The sequence below is a fragment of the Microbacterium sp. NPDC087868 genome, assembly GCF_044900755.1.
In the GTDB taxonomy this organism is placed as follows: Bacteria; Actinomycetota; Actinomycetes; order Actinomycetales; family Microbacteriaceae; genus Microbacterium; species Microbacterium galbinum.
In genome coordinates this window covers 251,218-270,772 of record NZ_JBJDNO010000002.1, presented here as the reverse complement: position 1 = coordinate 270,772, position 19,555 = coordinate 251,218, and the positions used below count along the sequence as shown (strand labels likewise).

At 69.0% G+C, this 19,555-nt stretch carries 17 protein-coding genes; 9 read left to right on the top strand and 8 right to left on the bottom strand.

Annotation, left to right across the window (positions count from 1 at the left end; all coding sequences use genetic code 11):
* Window positions 1–5: 5 nt before the first annotated feature.
* A complete protein-coding gene (locus ACI2JZ_RS06695) occupies window positions 6–830 on the bottom strand; it encodes a helix-turn-helix transcriptional regulator (RefSeq protein WP_404597427.1) in 825 nt (274 codons plus the stop codon).
* 82 nt (window positions 831–912) lie between these two features.
* Here ACI2JZ_RS06695 and ilvD point away from each other — a divergent pair, with 82 nt between their 5' ends.
* Window positions 913–2,817 (top strand): dihydroxy-acid dehydratase, encoded by a 1,905-nt coding sequence (gene ilvD, locus ACI2JZ_RS06690; RefSeq protein WP_404596966.1) that lies wholly within the window; start codon window positions 913–915, stop codon window positions 2,815–2,817.
* A 70-nt stretch (window positions 2,818–2,887) separates the two neighbouring features.
* Here ilvD and ACI2JZ_RS06685 read toward each other — a convergent pair whose 3' ends face one another.
* A complete protein-coding gene (locus ACI2JZ_RS06685; RefSeq protein ID WP_247624037.1) occupies window positions 2,888–3,898 on the bottom strand; it encodes a LacI family DNA-binding transcriptional regulator in 1,011 nt (336 codons plus the stop codon).
* A 191-nt stretch (window positions 3,899–4,089) separates the two neighbouring features.
* Between ACI2JZ_RS06685 and ACI2JZ_RS06680 the strand changes: the two genes are divergently transcribed.
* Both ACI2JZ_RS06680 and ACI2JZ_RS06675 read left to right on the top strand, forming a co-directional pair.
* Window positions 4,090–10,134 (top strand): GH92 family glycosyl hydrolase, encoded by a 6,045-nt coding sequence (locus tag ACI2JZ_RS06680; protein ID WP_404596965.1) that lies wholly within the window; start codon window positions 4,090–4,092, stop codon window positions 10,132–10,134.
* A 198-nt stretch (window positions 10,135–10,332) separates the two neighbouring features.
* Window positions 10,333–10,782, top strand: coding sequence for an NUDIX hydrolase (locus ACI2JZ_RS06675; protein ID WP_247624035.1), 450 nt, complete (start codon window positions 10,333–10,335; stop codon window positions 10,780–10,782).
* A gap of 37 nt (window positions 10,783–10,819) precedes the next feature.
* Here the strand turns inward: ACI2JZ_RS06675 and ACI2JZ_RS06670 are convergent, their stop codons facing one another.
* On the bottom strand, window positions 10,820–11,950 hold the full coding sequence (locus ACI2JZ_RS06670) for a M24 family metallopeptidase (protein ID WP_404596964.1): 1,131 nt from the start codon (window positions 11,948–11,950) through the stop codon (window positions 10,820–10,822).
* 27 nt (window positions 11,951–11,977) lie between these two features.
* Window positions 11,978–12,439: a hypothetical protein gene (locus ACI2JZ_RS06665; RefSeq protein WP_404596963.1), complete on the bottom strand. Its 462-nt coding sequence runs from the start codon at window positions 12,437–12,439 to the stop codon at window positions 11,978–11,980.
* Between the two features lie 135 nt (window positions 12,440–12,574).
* On the opposite strand from ACI2JZ_RS06665, the gene ACI2JZ_RS06660 reads away from it, so the two are divergent.
* Window positions 12,575–12,997, top strand: a complete 423-nt coding sequence (locus ACI2JZ_RS06660; RefSeq protein WP_247624032.1) for an NUDIX hydrolase — start codon at window positions 12,575–12,577, stop codon at window positions 12,995–12,997.
* Between the two features lie 25 nt (window positions 12,998–13,022).
* Here ACI2JZ_RS06660 and ACI2JZ_RS06655 read toward each other — a convergent pair whose 3' ends face one another.
* Together ACI2JZ_RS06655 and ACI2JZ_RS06650 are read right to left on the bottom strand one after the other, a co-directional pair.
* Complete coding sequence (locus ACI2JZ_RS06655) at window positions 13,023–13,451, bottom strand: YbaK/EbsC family protein (protein ID WP_247624745.1); 429 nt, start codon at window positions 13,449–13,451, stop codon at window positions 13,023–13,025.
* 65 nt (window positions 13,452–13,516) lie between these two features.
* Complete coding sequence (locus ACI2JZ_RS06650; RefSeq protein ID WP_404596962.1) at window positions 13,517–14,041, bottom strand: DNA helicase; 525 nt, start codon at window positions 14,039–14,041, stop codon at window positions 13,517–13,519.
* A 146-nt stretch (window positions 14,042–14,187) separates the two neighbouring features.
* On the opposite strand from ACI2JZ_RS06650, the gene ACI2JZ_RS06645 reads away from it, so the two are divergent.
* Together ACI2JZ_RS06645 and ACI2JZ_RS06640 are read left to right on the top strand one after the other, a co-directional pair.
* Window positions 14,188–14,745, top strand: coding sequence for a peptidylprolyl isomerase (locus tag ACI2JZ_RS06645; RefSeq protein WP_247633396.1), 558 nt, complete (start codon window positions 14,188–14,190; stop codon window positions 14,743–14,745).
* A gap of 21 nt (window positions 14,746–14,766) precedes the next feature.
* Window positions 14,767–15,669 carry a rhomboid family intramembrane serine protease gene (locus ACI2JZ_RS06640; RefSeq protein ID WP_247957277.1) on the top strand — a complete coding sequence of 301 codons (903 nt, stop codon included), beginning with the start codon at window positions 14,767–14,769 and terminating at the stop codon, window positions 15,667–15,669.
* Window positions 15,670–15,852: 183 nt separating this feature from the next.
* Here the strand turns inward: ACI2JZ_RS06640 and ACI2JZ_RS06635 are convergent, their stop codons facing one another.
* On the bottom strand, window positions 15,853–16,092 hold the full coding sequence (locus ACI2JZ_RS06635) for a cell division protein CrgA (RefSeq protein ID WP_247624028.1): 240 nt from the start codon (window positions 16,090–16,092) through the stop codon (window positions 15,853–15,855).
* Window positions 16,093–16,194: 102 nt separating this feature from the next.
* Here ACI2JZ_RS06635 and ACI2JZ_RS06630 point away from each other — a divergent pair, with 102 nt between their 5' ends.
* The 3 genes from ACI2JZ_RS06630 to ACI2JZ_RS06620 are packed head-to-tail and all read left to right on the top strand — an operon-like array spanning window position 16,195 to window position 17,787.
* A complete protein-coding gene (locus ACI2JZ_RS06630; protein ID WP_247624027.1) occupies window positions 16,195–16,989 on the top strand; it encodes a class E sortase in 795 nt (264 codons plus the stop codon).
* Window positions 16,990–17,005: 16 nt separating this feature from the next.
* The gene (locus ACI2JZ_RS06625; RefSeq protein ID WP_247633394.1) at window positions 17,006–17,161 is read left to right on the top strand and encodes a hypothetical protein; all 156 of its coding nucleotides are present in this window, start codon (window positions 17,006–17,008) and stop codon (window positions 17,159–17,161) included.
* Entirely contained in the window at window positions 17,158–17,787 is a 630-nt protein-coding gene (locus ACI2JZ_RS06620) for an anthranilate synthase component II (RefSeq protein ID WP_404596961.1), read from the top strand. Before ACI2JZ_RS06625 ends, ACI2JZ_RS06620 begins: the two co-directional genes overlap by 4 nt.
* Before the next feature lie 22 nt (window positions 17,788–17,809).
* Here the strand turns inward: ACI2JZ_RS06620 and pknB are convergent, their stop codons facing one another.
* On the bottom strand, window positions 17,810–19,504 hold the full coding sequence (gene pknB, locus ACI2JZ_RS06615; RefSeq protein WP_404596960.1) for a Stk1 family PASTA domain-containing Ser/Thr kinase: 1,695 nt from the start codon (window positions 19,502–19,504) through the stop codon (window positions 17,810–17,812).
* Between the last annotated feature and the right edge of the window lie 51 nt (window positions 19,505–19,555).

Below are 19,555 nucleotides of genomic sequence, written 5' to 3'. Positions count from 1 at the left end.
GGAACTCAGTCCCTTCGGCGGAAGAACCTCGCGCGGGCGGCGGCATCCGCCGGGGTGTAGACGACCAGCTGGATGTCGGTCTGGTCGGACGGCCGCAGCTGGTGATGCTCGAACACGAGCCTGCCCAGTGACGGATGCCGGAACACGCGTTCGCGCGATTCGAACCCCCGCACGTCGTGGCTCTCCCAGCGTTCGCGGAACTCCGGGCTCGCCTCCATCAGCCGCCCGACGAGGTCGCGATAGCGCGGGTCACCGAGTCGCGGCCCCGCCTCGGCGCGGAACTCGGCGAGGAAGCGGCGGCTGGTGTCGTCCCAGTCGTCGAGCAGGTCGCGCACGGCGGGGTCGGTGAAGATCAGCCAGAGCAGGTTGCGCTTCTCGGGCGGGGTGGTGGCGACGTTCGGATAGAGCGCCTCGTAAGCGGCGTTCCACCCGGCGACGCCCCAGTCGGGCGCGAGCGCGTAGGCCGGGTGCTCCTCCAGCGCATCGAGGAAGCGCTGAACGTGGGCCGGTGCGGTCTCGACCGCCTCACCCGTGCCGGGTCGTGCGGGTGCGAACCCGGCCAGGCGCAGCGCGTAGTCGTGCTCGGCCATGGTCAGGTGCAGCGCCGTGGCGACGGCATCCAGCACCTGCCGCGACGGATTGATGTCGCGCCCCTGCTCGAGCCAGGTGTACCAGGTGACGCTGACGCCCGAGAGGTACGAGATCTCCTCACGGCGCAGACCGATCGTGCGGCCGCGCCCCGCGGGCGGCAGGCCGTAGGCGCCGCGGTCGAGCTGCTCGCGTCGGGCACGGAGGAACGCGCCCAGTTCCTTGCGCTGCTCCTCGTCCACGGCCACAGAACAAACCTAGTGCTCTCACTACTAGTGTCAGCGCCGTCTTCCGGCATCCGCCCTGTCCCACGAAAGTGGAACCATGCCCACCCCTCTTCGTTCCCGCACCGTCACGCATGGCCGCAACGCCGCCGGAGCCCGCGCCCTCTTCCGCGCCGCCGGCGTCAACGCCGCCGACTTCGGCAAGCCGATGATCGCCGTGGCGAACAGCTTCACCGAGTTCGTGCCCGGCCACACGCACCTGCAGCCGGTCGGACGCATCGTCTCCGACGCGATCTCGGCGGCGGGCGGCATCCCCCGCGAGTTCAACACGATCGCCGTCGACGATGGCATCGCCATGGGTCACGGCGGCATGCTCTATTCGCTGCCCTCCCGCGACCTGATCGCCGACTCGGTCGAGTACATGGTCAACGCGCACCAGGCCGACGCGCTCGTGTGCATCTCGAACTGCGACAAGATCACCCCCGGCATGCTCATGGCCGCGCTGCGCCTGAACATCCCCACGGTGTTCGTGTCGGGCGGTCCGATGGAGGCCGGTCGCGCGACGCTGGTCGACGGATCGGTGCGCACCCTCGACCTGGTCGACGCGATCTCCGAGGCGGCGAACGACACGGTGTCGGACGCCGACATCCAGCGCATCGAGGAGAACGCCTGCCCGACCTGCGGATCGTGCTCGGGCATGTTCACCGCCAATTCGATGAACTGCCTCGTCGAGGCGCTGGGCCTCGCCCTGCCGGGCAACGGTTCGGTGCTCGCCACCCATACCGCTCGTCGCGCGCTGTACGAGAAGGCCGGCGAGGTCGCGGTGCAGATCACCCGTCGCTTCTACGACGAGGACGACCGTTCGGTGCTGCCGCGCGAGGTCGCGAGCTTCGCCGCGTTCGAGAACGCGATGGCGCTCGACATCGCGATGGGCGGATCGACGAACACGATCCTGCACCTGCTCGCCGCCGCCCACGAGGCCGGGATCGACTTCGGCCTCGACGAGATCGATGCGATCTCGCGTCGCGTGCCCTGCCTCGCCAAGATCGCCCCGAACCCGGCCTACGGCCGCATGTATTACATGGAGGACGTGCACCGCGCGGGCGGCATCCCCGCCGTGCTCGGCGAGCTGCGTCGTGGCGGTCTGCTGAAGGAAGACGTGAGCACCATCCACTCGGAGTCGTTCGCGGCCTGGCTCGACGACTGGGACATCCGTGGCGGAAAGGCCACCGACATCGCGAAGGATCTGTGGTTCGCGGCTCCCGGTGGCGTGCGCTCGTCGAGCGCGTTCTCGCAGTCGGAGCGCTGGGCGGCTCTCGACGAGGACGGCGAGAACGGATGCATCCGCGATGTCGACCACGCCTACTCGGTCGACGGCGGTCTGGCCGTGCTGCGGGGCAACCTGGCCGTCGACGGCGCCGTGGTGAAGACCGCGGGTGTCGACCCGTCGATCCTGGTCTTCTCGGGCCCGGCGGTGGTGTGCGAGTCGCAGGAGGAGGCGGTCGCGAAGATCCTCGGCAAGAAGATCCAGCCGGGCGACGTGGTCGTCATCCGTTACGAGGGCCCGAAGGGCGGCCCGGGCATGCAGGAGATGCTGCACCCGACGTCGTTCCTCAAGGGCCGCGGACTGGGCAAGGTGTGCGCCCTGATCACCGATGGCCGCTTCTCGGGCGGCACCTCGGGTCTGTCGATCGGGCACGTCTCGCCCGAGGCGGCATCCGGCGGCGTCATCGCGCTCGTCGAGGACGGTGACATCATCTCGATCGACATCCCCACCCGCGGCATGACCCTCGAGGTCAGCGAGGCCGAGCTCGAGCAGCGCCGCGCGCGCCTGTTGGACGCCGGTGGGTACCGTCCCGTCGACCGTCAGCGCCCCGTCTCTCTGGCGCTGCGCGCCTACGCGGCCATGGCGACCTCGGCCGACCGCGGTGCGGTGCGCGACGTCGAGGCGGTCGAGAAGGCCCTGCGCGAGCAGGAGGTTCGCCGGGCGTCCGCGCTCGTCTGAACCCGACGCTGAGGGGTCAGAACACGCCGCTCGCGACTGCACGCCTGCGGCGTGTCGTGACCCCTCACGATCACTGTGAGCGGGTCGACGTCCGCTCGATCAGGCGCATCGGCACCACCACGCTCTCGGGTTCGCGGGTGCGGTCGCCGAGGCGGGCGAGCGCCAGGCGTGCGGCCGACCGTCCGAGCTCTTCGACGTCGCCGGTCACGACGCTGATGCCGAGCACCGTCGCCCACTCCGGGTCGTCGAATCCGATCACGGCGGGCGGGGCATCCGTCGTCGCGATCTCCTCCATGACGCCGAGCAGCACGCGGTTGTTGCCGGCGACGATCGCGGTCGGAGGTTCGTCGAGGGCGAGCAGTTCGCGCACGCACTCCCGTGACGATGCGACGTCGTGCGCGTCGGTGCGCAGCAGCTCGCGCCAGGCGACCGGTGAGCCGTCGAGCACGTCGCCCATGCCGGCGAGACGGGCCCGGTAGGTGGGCAGCCAGGCGTAGTCGCCGATGAACGCGATGCGCCGGTGTCCGCGATCGATCAGATGCTGGGCGACGAGGCGCCCGCCCTCGCGGTTGTCGAACACGACGGAGTCGGCGGCGAGATTCTCGGCCGGGCGGTCGACGAAGACGACCGGGATGCCGCGGGCCTGCAGCGTCGCGTAGTCGGCGTGATCGGTCATCGCCGAGACGGTGATGACCGCCTTGGTCTGCCGGTCGGCGAGGTCGTGCGCGACGCGCTTCTCCTGCTCGGCGGACTCGCGGGAGTTCGCCACCGACAGGTGCATGCCGCGCGGGCGGATCTCGTCTTCGACGGCCTGGGCGAGAGCCGAGTAGAACGGGTTGGTGAAGTCTCCGGTGATGAGTCCGAGCGAATCCGCGAGACGACCGCTGGCGAGGAGGCTCGCGGCGGCGTTGCGCTGGTAGTCGAGCTCCGCGGCCGCGGCGAGCACGCTCGTGAGGGTCTTCTCGCTGACGTACGACTCGCCTCCGAGTGCACGCGATGCCGTCTTCAGGCTCACGCCGGCGCGTGCGGCGACCTGCGCGAGCGTGGGGCGGGGTGCGGCCCCGTCTTCGTGTGGTGTCATCTGTTCCTCTACCGCCTCGAGCGATCTGCTCATTATGACGGGTCATCCGATGGGGGATGCATCTTCCGCCCACGGCATCCGCTGTGTTAGTGTCTCGATCTATGACAGCGATGTCATAAACGTCGCGCAGCCCGCCCCCCGGTATCTGCGACAGGCGAACGACACACCGCAGTGGAGTTTGAGGAGCAACCATGACTGTTCCCCGTAAGAGGAACGAACGACCCGCAGGTCGCATCTGGGCGGCCGCCGGCGCCGCCGTGACGGTGACCCTGGCCATGCTGACGCCGCTCCCCGCGGCGGCTGCAGCAGGAGGGACGTTCTCGTCGTCCTTCGAATCGACGGATGCCGTGCCCGCACTCGCGGGCACCGGTGAAGCCGTCAACATCACCGGCGACCGCTTCGCCCCCGGCAGCATGCTGCCCGCGATCGCGCCGAACGGCGTCACGGCCTCGGCGCAGAACGCGCCGAACGAAGCCGCCGTGTTCGCCGCCGATGCCAACGCCTCGACCAAGTGGCTCGCCTTCGTCAACAAGGGGTGGCTGCAGTACCAGCTCACCGCCGCGCAGCCGCTGCAGAAGTACACGCTCACCTCGGGTGGCGACGCGCAGGAGCGCGACCCCAAGAACTTCCGCGTGCTGGGCTCGAACAACGGCACGGACTGGACCCCGGTCGACGAGCGGAGCGGTGAGATGTTCACCGCGCGCGGTCAGACCCGCACGTTCGAACTGGCTGCGCCGAGCGCGCCGTTCCTCTACTACCGTCTCGACATCACCGAGAACCGCACGCCCACCACGAACCTCATCCAGCTCGCCGACTTCGAGCCCATCGCGGTGAGCGACGGCGCCCCGACCGCGAGCGACCTGCGTGTCGTCGTCGGGAACGGCCCCACGGCGTCCGACACCGCCAAGACCGGCGTCGGCTTCACCGGCACCAAGGCGCTGCAGTACTCCGGGCGCCACCTCGACGCCGGCGCCGCATCGTCGACCACGACCCTCTACGAGAACGTCGATGTGACCGTCGACGGCGACAGCCAGCTGTCGTACCTCGTCTTCCCCGTGCTCGACGGTGAGCAGACCTACGCGGCCACCTTCGTGGCCGTCGATCTCGCCTTCGACGACGGCACCACCCTCGCCGCGACCCCCGGCGTGACCGACTCGTACGGCTACCCCGTCACCGCCACCGAGCAGGGCCGCTCGAACAGGCTCTGGCCCAACCAGTGGAACAAGGTCACCGTCGACCTCGGAGCCTTCGAGGGTCGCACCGTCGAAGACATCCGCTTCACCTACTCCCACCCGGGCGCGGACGTGAAGAACATCGAGGCGCCGACCGCGGCCACCGCGTTCACCGGCTGGCTCGACGACGTCGAGATCGACGCCACGACCCCGCTCGATGACTCCGACGGACTCGTGTCGTACGTCGACACCCGCCGCGGCACGAACTCGACCGGCGGCTTCTCCCGCGGCAACAACCTGCCCGCGACGGCATGGCCCAACGGCTTCAACTTCATCACCCCGATGACGAACGCCGACAACACCGGAACGATCTACCAGTACCAGCGCGCCAACAATGCGCAGAACAAGCCCGGACTCAACGGCATCGGCTTCTCGCACCAGCCGAGCATCTGGATGGGCGACCGCAACCAGCTCGCCGTGCTCCCCGCCGCGAACGCCAACCCGACCTCGAACCTGAACGACCGCAAGCTCACGTTCACGCACGAGAACGAGATCGCGCGGCCCGACATCTACGACGTCACCTTCGACAACGGCATCCGCACCGAGGTGACCGCCACCGACCACGGTGCGATCTACCGCTTCGAGTTCGCCGGCGATGCGAGCTCGATCCTCATCGATCAGCTCGTGAACTCGTCGAAGCTCTCGATCTCGGGCGACACGGTCAGCGGCTGGGTCGACGGCGGCTCCGGCTGGCCAGGACGCACCCGCATGTTCGTCTACGGCACTTTCGACCGCGCACCCGCGACGGCCGGTCCCACGACCGTCGGCGACCGCAACGGCACCGCCCGCTTCGCCTCGTTCGACACGACCGGTGACCGCTCGGTCGAGCTGCGCATCTCGTCGTCGTTCATCTCGCAGGACCAGGCGAAGAAGAACCACGACTTCGAACTGAAGGACGTCTCGTTCGACGACGCCCACGCCGCGGTGAAGGATGCCTGGAACGAGCGCCTCTCGGTCGTCGACGACGTGCAGGGCGCGACCGAAACCCAGCTCATCACGCTCTACTCGAGCCTCTACCGGCTCAACCTGTACCCGAACTCGCAGTTCGAGAACACGGGCACCGAGGCCGACCCGGTCTACAAGTACGCGAGCCCCGTCGCCGGCACGACCGGCTCGGCGAGCGACACCCAGACCAACGCCAAGATCGTCGACGGCAAGATCTACGTCAACAACGGCTTCTGGGACACGTACCGCACCGCCTGGCCGCTGTACTCGATGCTCTACCCCGACGTGACCGAAGAGCTCGTCGACGGCTTCGTGCAGCAGTACCGCGACAGCGGATGGATCGCGCGCTGGTCCTCTCCCGGCTACGCCGACCTGATGACCGGCACGAGCTCCGACGTCGCGTTCGCCGAGGCGTACCTCGCGGGCGCCCTCTCGACCGACACGGCACTCGAGGCCTATGACGCCGCGGTCAAGAACGCGACCGTGCTGCCGGCATCCAACGCCGTCGGCCGCAAGGGACTCGGGCAGTCGATCTTCCTCGGCTACACCGAGGCCACCACCCACGAGAGCGCGTCGTGGGGTCTCGAGGGCTACATCAACGACTTCGGTATCGCCGAGATGGCGAAGGCCCTGTCGGAGGACCCGAACACCCCCGCCGACCGCGTCGCTCAGCTGAAGGAGGAGGCGACGTACTTCGAGGCGCGCGCCGAGCACTACGGCGAGATGTTCAACCCGGAAGCGGGCACGTTCACCTCGCGCAACGCCGACGGCTCGTGGACCTCGGGCGCCGACTTCGACAAGAAGGCGTGGGGCGGTGCCTTCACCGAGGCGAGCGCCTGGACCTTCGGCTTCCACGCGCCGCACGACGTCGACGGCCTGGCCGCGCTCTACGGCGGACGCCAGGGCCTGGTCGACGTGATGCACGACTTCCTCACCGTGCGCGAGAAGGCCGACTACTCCGGCATCCACGAGGCGCGCGAGGCGCGTGACGTGCGATTGGGCATGCTCGGCATGTCGAACCAGATCGCGCACCACATCCCCTACGTGCTCGCCGAGGCGGGCGACCCCTCGGGTGCGCAGGAGCTGATCCGCGACATCCAGGACCGCCTCTTCATCGGCGACGACATCGGCCAGGGCTACCCGGGCGATGAGGACAACGGCGAGTTCTCGGCCTGGTACGTCTTCTCGGCGCTCGGCTTCTACCCGCTCGAGGTCGGCTCCGGGGACTACACGATCGGTACGCCGCTGTTCGACAGCGCGACGCTGAACATCGGCGGCAAGAAGCTCGTCATCAACGCCCCCGGGGCGTCCGCGGGCAAGGACTACGTGGCGGGCGCCAGCATCAACGGCACCCCGATCACGGAGACCACCTTCGACGGAGACCTCGTCCGCGCGGGCGGAACGCTCGACTTCACGATGAGCGACACGCCCTCGGCGTGGGGTGCGAAGGACCTCGGTGAGGAGCTCGACGTGCCCGCGACCCTGGTCGACGCGACGAAGGCCGGACGCGGCGTGCTGACGGCCACCGATGGAACCCCCGTCGGGTCGCTCGTCGACGACAACATGAGCTCCAACGTGGCGTTCACGGGCGACACCGCCGAACTCGTCTGGACGTCTCAGTCCGGTCCGGTCTCGATCGGCCAGTACACGCTCACGAGTGCGAATAGGGCGAACGCGCCGTCGAGCTGGACGCTCGAGGGCTCGGTCGACGGCACCACCTGGACCGAGATCGACAGCCGCACGGCGCAGTCCTTCACCTGGGACACGCAGACGCGACCGTTCACGACCGCGAACCAGGACGGCTTCACGAGCGTGAAGCTGACGCTGAAGACGGATGCCGCGACGCCCGCGCTCTCGGAGGTCGAACTGTTCGCCTCGGCATCCGCCGCCGACGGTCTCGCCATCTCGGCCGGGTCGCCGCAGCGGGTCGCGGTCGACACCGAGTTCACGGGAACCCTCGCCACGATCGTCGGGACCGAGACGGATGCCTCCGGCTACACCGTCACGGTCGACTACGGCGACGGTGTCGCGGTGACCGACGTGACGCTGACGCGCGACGACCTGGGTGGCTGGAAGGTGAGCGCACCGCACACCTTCACGAAGCCGGGCACGTACTCGGCAGCGATCACGGTGCGGGACTCGGCCGGAGCGGTGGCGCAGACCACGGCGACGGTGACCGCGTTCCGAGACGAGACGCTGGTGGGCGCCTTCAACAACGTCTGCATCGGTGATCTGGGCGTCACGGCCGCGAACTGCGACTCGCAGGGCCACGGGTACTTCCGCGACAAGATCAACGCCGACGGCTTCGTGCAGGGTCAGACCCTGACCGTCCCGAACACGACGCTGACCTACGACCTGCCGGCGATCCCGGCCGGCCAGCCCGACAACATCACGGGCGAGGGTCAGACGGTCAAGGTGTCGCTCGGCACCGGTGCCACGCAGATCGCGTTCATCGGAACCGCCACCGAGAGCAACCGCGACTCGGTCGCGACGCTGCACTTCACCGACGGCACGACGCAGCAGGTGACGATCAGCCTGGGCGACTGGGTCGGCGCATCCGGCAACCCCTACAAGGGCAACACGGTGCTGACGATCTCGGAGGGCCGCCTCTCGGGCACGGGTCCCGAGGGTTCGGTGAAGAACACCGCCATCTACGCCACCGCCGGCATCCCGCTGGCGGTCGATGGAGACGGTGCGCCGAAGGTCGTCGAGTCGCTCACGATGCCGAAGGAGGCGGGTTCGCTCAACGACGGACGCGTGCACATCTTCGCTCTCGCCTCGGACGGCGACCGCACGGCAGCAGCTCCCCTGAGCGTCACGGCCGGAACGGTCGACGGTCAGATCGCGGGCGAGGAGTTCGACGCGACGCTCGCGACGATCGCCGGTGGTCAGGGCGAGACGTCGGCACTCGTCAACTGGGGTGACGGAACTCCTGTCGCCGAAGTGACGATCGCCGACGGCGCGGTCACGGGAACGCACACCTACGCCACCGCCGGCACCTACACGGTGACGGTCACGGCCGACGACGGCGTGCGGTCGGCGGATGCGCAGCTCGAGATCGGGGTCGTCGACCCCGAGCCCGAGTACGCCCCCGAGATCCAGGTGCCCGAGGGCACGGTCGCCCCGGGAGACCGGGTGACCATCACGGGTTCGGGCTTCGCCGCCGGAGAGAACGTGTCGGTGCGCATCGACTCGGACACCCCGGTGGTCGTGAAGGCCGATGGGAACGGTGCGATCAGTGCCGAGATCACGGTTCCGGTGGATGCCATCGACGGCGCGCACCCGGTGGTGGCGCTCGGCGACGTCTCGAAGGTCGAGGCTCGTGGAGCGGTCCAGGTGGCCGTCGACCCGACGGCCCCGCGCAACACGTCGGTCTCGCTGTCGGCCGGATCGGACGACCCGGTCGCGGGCGAGTCGATCCCGCTGATCGCGACGGTGAAGCCCGCGGGCGCCGCCGGCAAGGTCGACTTCTTCGAGGGCGACGAGATCGTCGGCTCGGCGGAGGTCACCGGTGGCACGGCCACGGCCGACGTCACCATCGCGACCTCGGGTGCGCACACCTACATCGCCCGGTTCGTGCCGTCCGACGACACGGCGTTCCGTGCCTCGGAGTCGGCGCCGCTCACGATCGACGTGCGCGACACCCCGGTGCTCGAGGCCGAGCTCGTGATCGGAGCGTCGACCGTGCAGCAGGGTGGCACGGTGCAGGTGACCGGTCGCGGGTTCGCGTCGGGTGAGGTCGTGTCGCTGACGCTGCACTCCGAGCCGATCCACCTGACGGATGCCGTCGCCGACGAGTCCGGAGCATTCCGACTCCAGGTGACGATCCCGACGAACGCGGAGGTCGGCGCCCACACGCTGATCGCCGTCGGAGCAGACTCCGGTCTGACCGCGGAAGGCGCTCTCACGATCACTGCCGCACCGGTCGGTGGCGGTGGCGGCGGCGATGGGCTCGCCGGCACCGGCGGAACCGTCCCGATCGCCGCGATCGTGGTGCTGCTCCTCCTGCTCGCCGCCGGTGGCGTGCTGGTGCTGCGCCGGCGCCGCGTGGAGTCCTAACCCCCGCTCCACTCCCCACAGAGGCCGCCCTCCCCGCCCCCGGGGGAGGGCGGCTTCGCCTTTCTCGTGGCGGGCCCTTCGACAGGCTGAGGGACCCAGTTCCTGGGTCAGGGCACGTCCGCTGGGTCAGGGCACGTCCGCTGGGTCGCTGAGCCTGTCGAAGCGTCCCACCACGTGACCGCCCGATACGCTCACGGGATGGATGCCGAGCACGAGATCGTCGTCCGCGTGACGTCGGATGCCCCGTGGCTCCCGCCGGGTGGCCGGGCCGAAGTCGTGCGGCGGGACAGTCCGTCGAGCCCGATGTCAATGGTGAGGCTGCTCCTTCGCCGCGGTGACGAGGTGTTCTGCGTCCCCCGGGCGGAGACGGGAAAGCTCGACCTCCCGACGGGACTGACGGCTGCGAACGATCTCGACGGATCGGTCGCGATCCGCGCGCTCGCCGCGGAGGTGGCGGGTCTCGGTGCCGATCTCGCGTTCGTCGGTGCCGTGCGCAACGTCGTCGAGCGTCCGGTGGACGACTACCCCTGGCCGACTCCGCGCGCCCACTTCGGCGTGTGGGCGTCTCCGGATGCCCCGATCATCGACGGCACCTGGGTCGATCTCGCGACGCTGACCGAACGCCACTGGCACCCACTCGCCAGTTGATTTCTCCCGTCCCAGCGCCCCCACCCCGCGCGAGCGCTCAGACCGAGCGCAGGGAGTGCTCGGAGGTGTTGAGGCGCTCGCAGCCGTCGGCGGTGAGCACGACGATGTCCTCGATGCGGGCGCCCCACTCCCCCGAGAAGTAGATGCCGGGCTCGATGCTGAAGGCCATGCCCTCGCGCAGCACCAGGTCGTTTCCGGGCGCGATATAGGGCTCCTCGTGTACGGAGACGCCGATGCCGTGCCCCGTGCGGTGCAGGAAGGCCTCGCCCAGGCCGGCATCCGCGAGCACCTGCCGGGCGGCGGCGTCGACCTCGGATGCCGTGACCCCGGGCCGTGCGGCGTCCACTGCCGCCTGCTGCGCGCGCACGAGTACGGCGATGCGCTCGGCCGCCTCCGAATCGGGGGTGCCGACCGCATAGGTGCGCGTGCTGTCGGAGTTGTAGCCGCTGGACACCGCTCCCCCGATGTCGACGACCACGATGTCGCCCTCTTCGATCACGCGATCCGACACCTCATGATGCGGGTCCGCGCCGTTCGGCCCCGACCCCACGATCACGAACTCGACGGTCTGGTGACCCTCGGCGACGATGGCCCGGGCGATGTCGGCGGCGACCTCGCGTTCGGTGCGACCGGCGCGCAGCCACTCGGGCACGCGGCGGTGCACGGCGTCGATCGCGTCGCCCGCCCGACGCAGCTCGGCGACCTCGGCGGCATCCTTGATCATGCGACCCTCGCGCAGCACGGGCGTCGCGAGCTCGAGACGCACGCCCAGTCGCTCGCCGATCGGGATCACGTGCAGGGCGGGGAGGGCATCCGACACCCCGACCCGCGCCACCGATCCGACGGCCACCGATCCGACGGCGTCCGCGACCAGGTCGTACGGGTTCTCGCCGTCGACCCAGTCCGACACCGCGAGGCCGAGCGTGCCGACCGCCGTGCTGCGCACCTTCGCGAGTTCCATGCGGGGCACGACCACGGTCGGCGCGACCCCGGGCCCGATCACGAGAGCGGTCAACCGCTCGATCGTGTCGCCCTCTACCCCGATCAGGTACTGCAGGTCGGGACCGGGGCCGACGATGACGGCGTCGAGCCCCGCTTCGGCGGCGAGAGCGGATGCTCGCTCGAGACGGGCGGAGTATACGGAGGAGGAGAAGGGCGGAGTGCTCACCCGGCCCACGCTACTCCGCCGCGGGCCTCAGCTGATGGCGAGACGGATGCGCTCGGTGAGCAGCGTGCGGTTCGCCGGGGTGAGTTCGAGCAGAGCATAGGCGGTCGGCCACATCGTGCCCTCGTCGAGGTTCGAGATGGGCTCGAAGCCGAACGTGCCGTAACGCACCTTGAACTTGCTCGCGGGCTGGAAGAAGCACAGCACCTTGCCGTCCTTCCCCCACCCGGGCATGCCGTAGTACGTGCGGGGCATGAGGTCGGGCGCGACCTCCATGACGAGTTCGTGCAGCGCGGTGGCGAGCTTCTTGTCGTTCTCGTCCGGCAGCTTGGCGATCGCCTCCTGCAGGTCGGCCTCCCCTGCCGCGCGCTGCTCCTCGGGCGTCTTCTTCGCGCGGGACCGCTTCGCCTTGGCCTCCTGGGCGGCGGCCTGCATGGCTTCACGTTCTTCGGCGGTGAAGTTCTTCGTGTCGGTCTTCTTGTCCTCGGCCATGACGACTCCTCTCATCGGTGCGTGATCTCAGCGTAAGGATGCCGGGGGCCGCGTGGCTTCTCGATTCGTGATCGATCGCCCGCGGCATCCGTCATACGCGGAGATCCCCCGGTGAGCGCCGGTTAGTGTGGGGGAATGGACCTGCGTGTGGCGGCATACGCGGTCGTCACGGACGACGACGACCGCCTGCTCCTCGCGCGCTGGATCGAGGGCCGCCGCGTCGCGTGGACGATGCCCGGTGGAGGGCTCGAGGCCGGGGAGTCTCCCGAAGACGCCGTGCGCCGCGAGCTCCGCGAGGAGACCGGGTACACCGTGAAGGTCGGCGAGTTGCTCGGCATCCACTCCCGGGTCATTCCCGCGAGCCAGCGCGTGCACAAGGCCGATCAGCCGCTGCACACCCTCCGCATCGTCTATCGGGCGACCGTGACGGGCGGCAAGCTGCGTTACGAGACCGACGGGTCGACCGACATGGCGGGATGGTTCACGCGCTCGGCGGTCGCGGAGCTTCAGCGGGTCAAGCTCGTCGACATCTCGCTGCGCATGGCCGGGATCTTCTGACCGCGACACGCGAGCGAGCGGATGCTCAGGCCCGGGGTTCCTCGGGAACCGAGATGTCGGCGACGGTGGCGCCGTAGGCGGCGATGAGGTCGTCGGCGTCGACGAACAGGCTGTATCCGTGCGCTCCCGCTCCCATGGCGATGCGCTGTCCGACGATCGACTCGTCGGCGAAGACGGGCCAGTCGGTCGTGCTGCCGATCGGCACGATGGTTCCCCGTTCGTAACCGGTGGCAGCGAGTGCCAGGTCGGCCTCGGGGAGCCGCAGCTTGTTCACGCCCACGACGGCGCGCAGCTTGGGCCACGAGATCGAGCGTCCACCCGGGATCAGGGCGAACAGATAGGTGTCGTCGGCGCGCTTGACCACGAGGGTCTTCACGATGCCCGACGGGTCGAGCCCCAGGAGCTCGGCTGCCTCGAAGAGGCTCCGCGCCTCCGGCCGCTCGCGGATCTCGATGTCGAGACCGCGAGCGGCGGCGGCGTCGGTGACCCGCGCGTGCGGGTCGGTGGAGTGTTCGGCGCTCACGCGTCGGGCGCGGAGAGCGGGTCGTCGGCGACCCAGAGCTCGTCGTCCGCACGCAGAGCGGTCCATGCGGCGTAGAGCACAGCGGCGGCTGCGGCGGCACCGAGGATCAGCGCGACGATCGAGCCGAGGCCCGAGCTCTGCTGCTGCTTCTTCTGGTGGGCCTTCTGCGCCTTCTTGATCTTCTTCGAGACCGGGGCGACGATGCCGTGACGCTTGTTGTTGGCGACGTCCCAGGCGCTGAGTGCCGTGCCCACGACGCCTCCGACGATCGGCACGACCTTGTCGTCGACGACGTGCTTGCCGATCCTCACGCCGCGGTCGACCACGGGGGCGACGCGACGGTTGTAGGCGTCCTGCACGACCGGCACGACCTGCTCCCGGTAGGAGTGTCCGAGCTGGTGGCTGGCCTCTCGGGCGACGCCGGCAGCGTGCCCGACGAGCTCCTGCTGCGCCTCCCAGAGCTGGTTCGCGTCCTTCTGAAGACGACGCAGTTGCTTCTTCCGCTTGCGGCTGAGGCTCACGATGCTCTCCTGTCGATGTGGAGTACGGGTTCCCCATCCTGCCAGACAAGTCTGTACGGGGGGAGGGAATCGCCCACCCCTTGACTTATCCCGAGATGTGCAGGAGAACCCGGCGAACACACCGGAAGCTCTGCGAGAATGGTCGTATGCCTCACGCTTCCCATGTCGCAACCCTGCACACCAACCACGGTGACATCGTCATCAACCTCTTCGGCGACCAGGCCCCGAAGACGGTCAAGAACTTCGTCGGCCTCGCCGACGGCACCCAGGAGTGGACGCACCCCGCGACCGGTAAGCCGGGCGAGGGTCCCCTCTACAAGGACGTCATCTTCCACCGCATCATCCCGAACTTCATGATCCAGGGCGGCGACCCGCTCGGTCAGGGCGTCGGCGGTCCGGGCTACAACTTCAACGACGAGATCAACGCCGAGCTCAACTTCGACCAGCCGTACATCCTCGCGATGGCGAACGCCGGCTTGCGCCGCAACGCCATCACGGGCGAGGTCGAGGGCACGAACGGCTCGCAGTTCTTCATCACCACCGACCCGACCCCGTGGCTCAAGGGCAAGCACACGATCTTCGGCGAGGTCGCCGATGACGCCTCGAAGGCCGTCGTCGACAAGATCGGCTCGGTTCCCACCGCTGCCGGCGACCGCCCGATCGAGCCCGTCGTGCTCCAGTCGATCGACATCGTCGCGGCCTGACGACAGCGATCGCCGATCCGGATGACGACGCCTGAGTTCGCGAGCAATCGCGACAACTTCTGTTACCGGCATCCGGATCGGCAGAGCTTCGTGCTCTGCCAGCGCTGCCTGCGCACGATCTGCGGCGAATGCCAGACGCCCGCCGCGGTCGGGGTGATCTGCCCTGAGTGCATGAAGGCCGAGCGCAAGAACCGCACCCCCGCGCAGAAGCGCGCTGAGCGCCGCTGGGGTGGTGGTTCGACGGCAGCCGTCATGGGGATCACCCGCAGCGGACGCCCTCTGGTCACGTACGCCCTCCTGGCGGTGACCTCGTTGATCGGTCTCATCCAGCTCATTCCCGGGGTGGGCGAGGCGCTCACGCAGCAGATGGTGTTCGCGGCCGCGTACCTCTACCCCGATCTGTCCGGAGCGCCTTTCCAGCCCTGGCGCCTGCTCACGGCGGTGTTCGCGCACGGCGGGTTCATCCATCTCGCCCTCAACATGCTCGCGCTGTGGTTGATCGGCCAGAGCCTCGAGCCCATGCTCGGCCGGGTGCGCTTCCTCGCGCTCTACCTGATCAGTGGTCTCGGTGGCTCGGTGATGGTCGCCCTTCTCGACCCGAGTCAGCCGACGGTCGGAGCATCCGGTGCGATCTTCGGCATGATGGCGGCTCTGCTCATCATCGGCCGCCACATCGGAGCCAATGTCACCGGACTCCTGGTGATCCTGGGCATCAATTTCGTCTATGGGCTCTTCTTCGGCGGCGGGCGCATCTCGTGGCAGGCCCATCTCGGCGGACTCGTCGTGGGCGCGCTCGTGGCCTACATCATCGTCAAGACGAAGCGGCGAGAGCAGCGGATCTGGCAGATCGTCGCTCTGGCGGCGCTGACGGTCGTGCTGCTCGTCGTGGTCTTCGTCGTTCCACCGCTGATCATTCTGGCCTGATGAGGGGTTGTTAACAACTCTGTTAACACCTGTGAATAACACCGGTGTAATTCTCCCCAGGTGTGGATAGACCTGTGGATAACTCTGTGGGCGGCTTGTGAGTTCCTGGGGATACAGCCCCGTCCGGAACGACGAAGGCCCCTCGCCGGAGCGAGGGGCCTTCGGAAGTCGTGGGTGCTGAACTCAGCGCCAGCGCGTGGTCATGAGGAAACCGATCAGCGCGATGCCCAGGCCGATGCCGAGGTTCCAGTTGCCGAGGCCCGGGATCGGGAACTGCTGGCCCGAGATGTAGAACACGAGGATCCACGCGAGGCCCAGCAGCATGAAGCCGATCATCACCGGCTTGAACCACACGGCGTTGGGAGCAGCGTCGCCTTCGGCGCGCTCGACAGCGGGTTCTTCGGTCTTTCGGTCTCGTGCCATTCCAGCATTGTACCGAAATCGAGTGATGATCCCGAGTGCGGATGCCGGGGCGCTCCTCGACGGTCGCGGCGCACCCACAGCGCGACGGGATAAGATCACGCCATGACTGCATCCGTCGTGCCTGGGGGGCGACGCGCGCGACGGTCCCGTCGACGTTCGCGCGCCACGTTCGCGAGCGTTCTCGGGGAGCTCCTGCTCACCGCCGGCGTACTCGTTCTGCTGTTCGTCGCGTGGCAGATGTGGATCGGCGACATCATCATCGCCGCCCAGAAGAACGAAGAGGGCGCGGCCGTCTCGGCGGAGTGGGCCGCAGGTCCCACGCCCGAGCTCCCCCCGCTCGTGGAAGGCGACGACGGCTCGACGTATTACGAGCCGGTGATCCCCGCAGCACCGGCCGACACCGAGCAGCTCGGTCAGATGCACATCCCGCGTTTCGGTGCCGACTACAACTACGGCATCTACGGCGGCACGACGCGTGCCCGCACGCTCGACAACCTCGGCATCGGCGTCTACACGAACTCGAAGATGCCGGGCGAGGTCGGCAACTTCGCGATGGCCGGGCACCGCACGACCTGGGGCAAGCCGTTCAACCAGCTCGACAAGCTCCAGATCGGCGACGCGATCGTCGTCGAGACGAAGGACGGTTGGTTCACCTACCGCTTCCGCACCCTCGAGTACGTCAAGCCGACGCAGACCGACGTGCTCGCCGACGTGCCGCAGATGCCCGAGGTCGCGACCGGTGAGCGCTACATCACCCTCACCGCGTGCTCTCCCCTGTACTCGCTGGCCGAGCGCATCGTCGCCTACGGGGTGTTCGAGAGCTTCCAGCCCCGTGCCGAGGGTCCGCCCCCGGCCCTGACCGACCCGCCGCCGCCCCCGGCCGCACCGTCCATCTAGAGGCACGAGGAGAAACATGTACGCCGCAATCTGGCGCCTGCTGCCCGGCCCCTGGTGGATCCGCCTGCTCATCGTGCTCGTCGTCGTCGCCGCGATCCTCTACGGGCTGTTCTGGTACGTCTTCCCGTGGATCAGCCCCATCATCAACCCCGGCGAGGTCGACCTCGAATGACCCGGGTGCTCGTGGTCGACAACCACGACAGCTTCGTGCACACCCTGGTCGGCTACCTCCACGAGCTCGGCGCCGAGACCTCGATGATCGAGGCGGACGCCGTCGACGCCGCCGAACTCGACGCGCTCCTTCCGGAGTTCGACGCCCTGCTCCTCTCCCCTGGCCCCGGCACCCCTGCGGACGCCGGAGTGTCGGTGGATGCCGTGCGACTCGCGGCCGAACGACGGATGCCGCTGCTCGGCGTCTGCCTCGGGCACCAGGCGATCGGCGAGGCCTTCGGAGCTCCGGTGACCGCTGCGCCCGAGCTCATGCACGGCATGGTGTCGGCGGTCGTGCACGACGGGTCGGCTCTGTTCGGCGGCATCCGCTCCCCCTTCGACGTCGGGCGGTATCACTCGCTCGGGGTCGCGGCATCCGATCTGCCCGAGGCGCTGCGCGTGACCGCGCACACGGCGTCGGGCACCGTCATGGGCATCGCGCACCGCGACCTGCCGATCGTCGGCGTGCAATTCCACCCCGAGAGCGTGCTCACCGAGAGCGGCTACCGCCTGCTGGCGAACTGGCTCGCCCTCGCCGGCGACACGGATGCCGTGGCGCGGTCGACGGGCCTCCACCCCCTGGTGTGACCCCCGGGGTCAGCCGGCGGAGTCAGCCGGCGGGGGCGGTCGAGCAGAAGCGCAACTCGACCGTCGAGCCGACCGGCACGTCACCGGGCGCTGCCGACATCGAGATCACCGTGTTCGGCGCGACACCCGCGGCGCACTCCCCCTGGTCGATCGGGCTCGCGATGAGCTTGAGACCCTCGAGCTCGGCCGTCGCTGCGTCGATCGTGAAGCCGCTGAGGTTGCGCAGCGTGACCTTGCCGCTCGCGACGACGAGGTTGACCACGGTTCCGGGCGCGACCTCGGCGTCGGCGGGCTGGCTCGACTCGATGACCGTGTCGCCCGCGATCTCGGGTTCGTTCCTCTGGATGACCGTGCCGAGTTCGAGTCCGGCATCCGCCAGTGCCTGACGGGCGGCATCGAGCGCCATGCCCTCGATGGCCGGGACGGTGACCGTCTCCTGACCCGTCGAGACGTAGATGGTGACCAGGTCGCCCTTCGCGACGGCGACACCGGCCTGCGGATCGGTGCGCGTGACGTTGCCCTCGGCGATGTCGGAGCTCGTCTCGAGCACCAGTTTCGCCTCGAGATCGAGTTCGGAGAGATCGGCCTGGGCGCGGTCGGAGGCGACGTCGACCAGGTCGGGCACCACGCGAGCGGTCTGCGGCACCTCGGGGGGACGCATCGTGACCACCCAGAACAGCACCGAGGCGATGAGCACGGCGAGAAGGGCCACACCGGCCCAGATCCACGCCACCGGCGGGCCGGACTGCGTGCGCGCCATCGTCGTGTCGGTGCTGAGCTGGCGCAGCGATCGAGCCGTCTCCTGCGCCTGGCGCGGGTTGGCACCGTAGAGCTCGCTCGTGAGTGCGCCCAGCTGCTTGCGCGTCGGAGCCTCGCCCGCGACCGCGGCGTCGAGGGCCGAGCGGAAGTGCGCGGCATCCGGGTACCGCTGGTACGGGTCCTTGGCGAGAGCGCGCAGCACGATCGGATCGAGGGCGCCCGGGGAGTCCTCGTTGAGCTCGGTCGGCGGCACCGGGGTCTCGCTGACGTGCTGGTAGGCGACGGCCACGGGCGATTCGCCGCGGAAGGGCTGACGACCGGTGAGCAGTTCGTAGAGCACCACGCCGGTGGAGTAGAGGTCGGCGCGCGCGTCGACGGGCTCGCCCTTGGCCTGCTCGGGGGAGAAGTACGCGGCCGTTCCGATGATCTGCGTGGTCTCGGCGACCGTCGACGAGGAGTCCGAGACGGCACGGGCGATGCCGAAGTCCATCACCTTGACCTTGCCGTCGGGCGTGACCATGACGTTGCCCGGCTTGATGTCGCGGTGCACGACGCCGGCACGGTGCGAGTAGTTCAGCGCCTCGAGGATGCCGTCGACGTAGCGGATCGTGTCCTCGAGGGGCACGGGGCCGGCCGCGATGATGTCCTTGAGCAGCGTCCCCTTGACGAGTTCCATCACGATGTAGGGCGGATCGTCGGACGAGGCATCCGCCGCCGAATCGCCCGCGTCGAAGACGCGCACGATCGAGGGGTGCGACATGCGCGACGCCGCCTGCGCCTCGAGCCGGAACCGGGTGCGGAACGCGGTGTCGCGCGCCAGGTCGGGATCGAGGATCTTGATCGCGACCTCGCGCCCGAGGGTCAGGTCGTACCCGCGGTAGACCTTCGCCATGCCGCCGTGCCCGATGAGCTCGTCGACGCGGTACCTACCCGCGAGAACGCGTGGCTCTGTGGACACGGATGACCCCCCTGGGACAACTGGACGTGATGTGTGGTGGAGTAAAGGCTA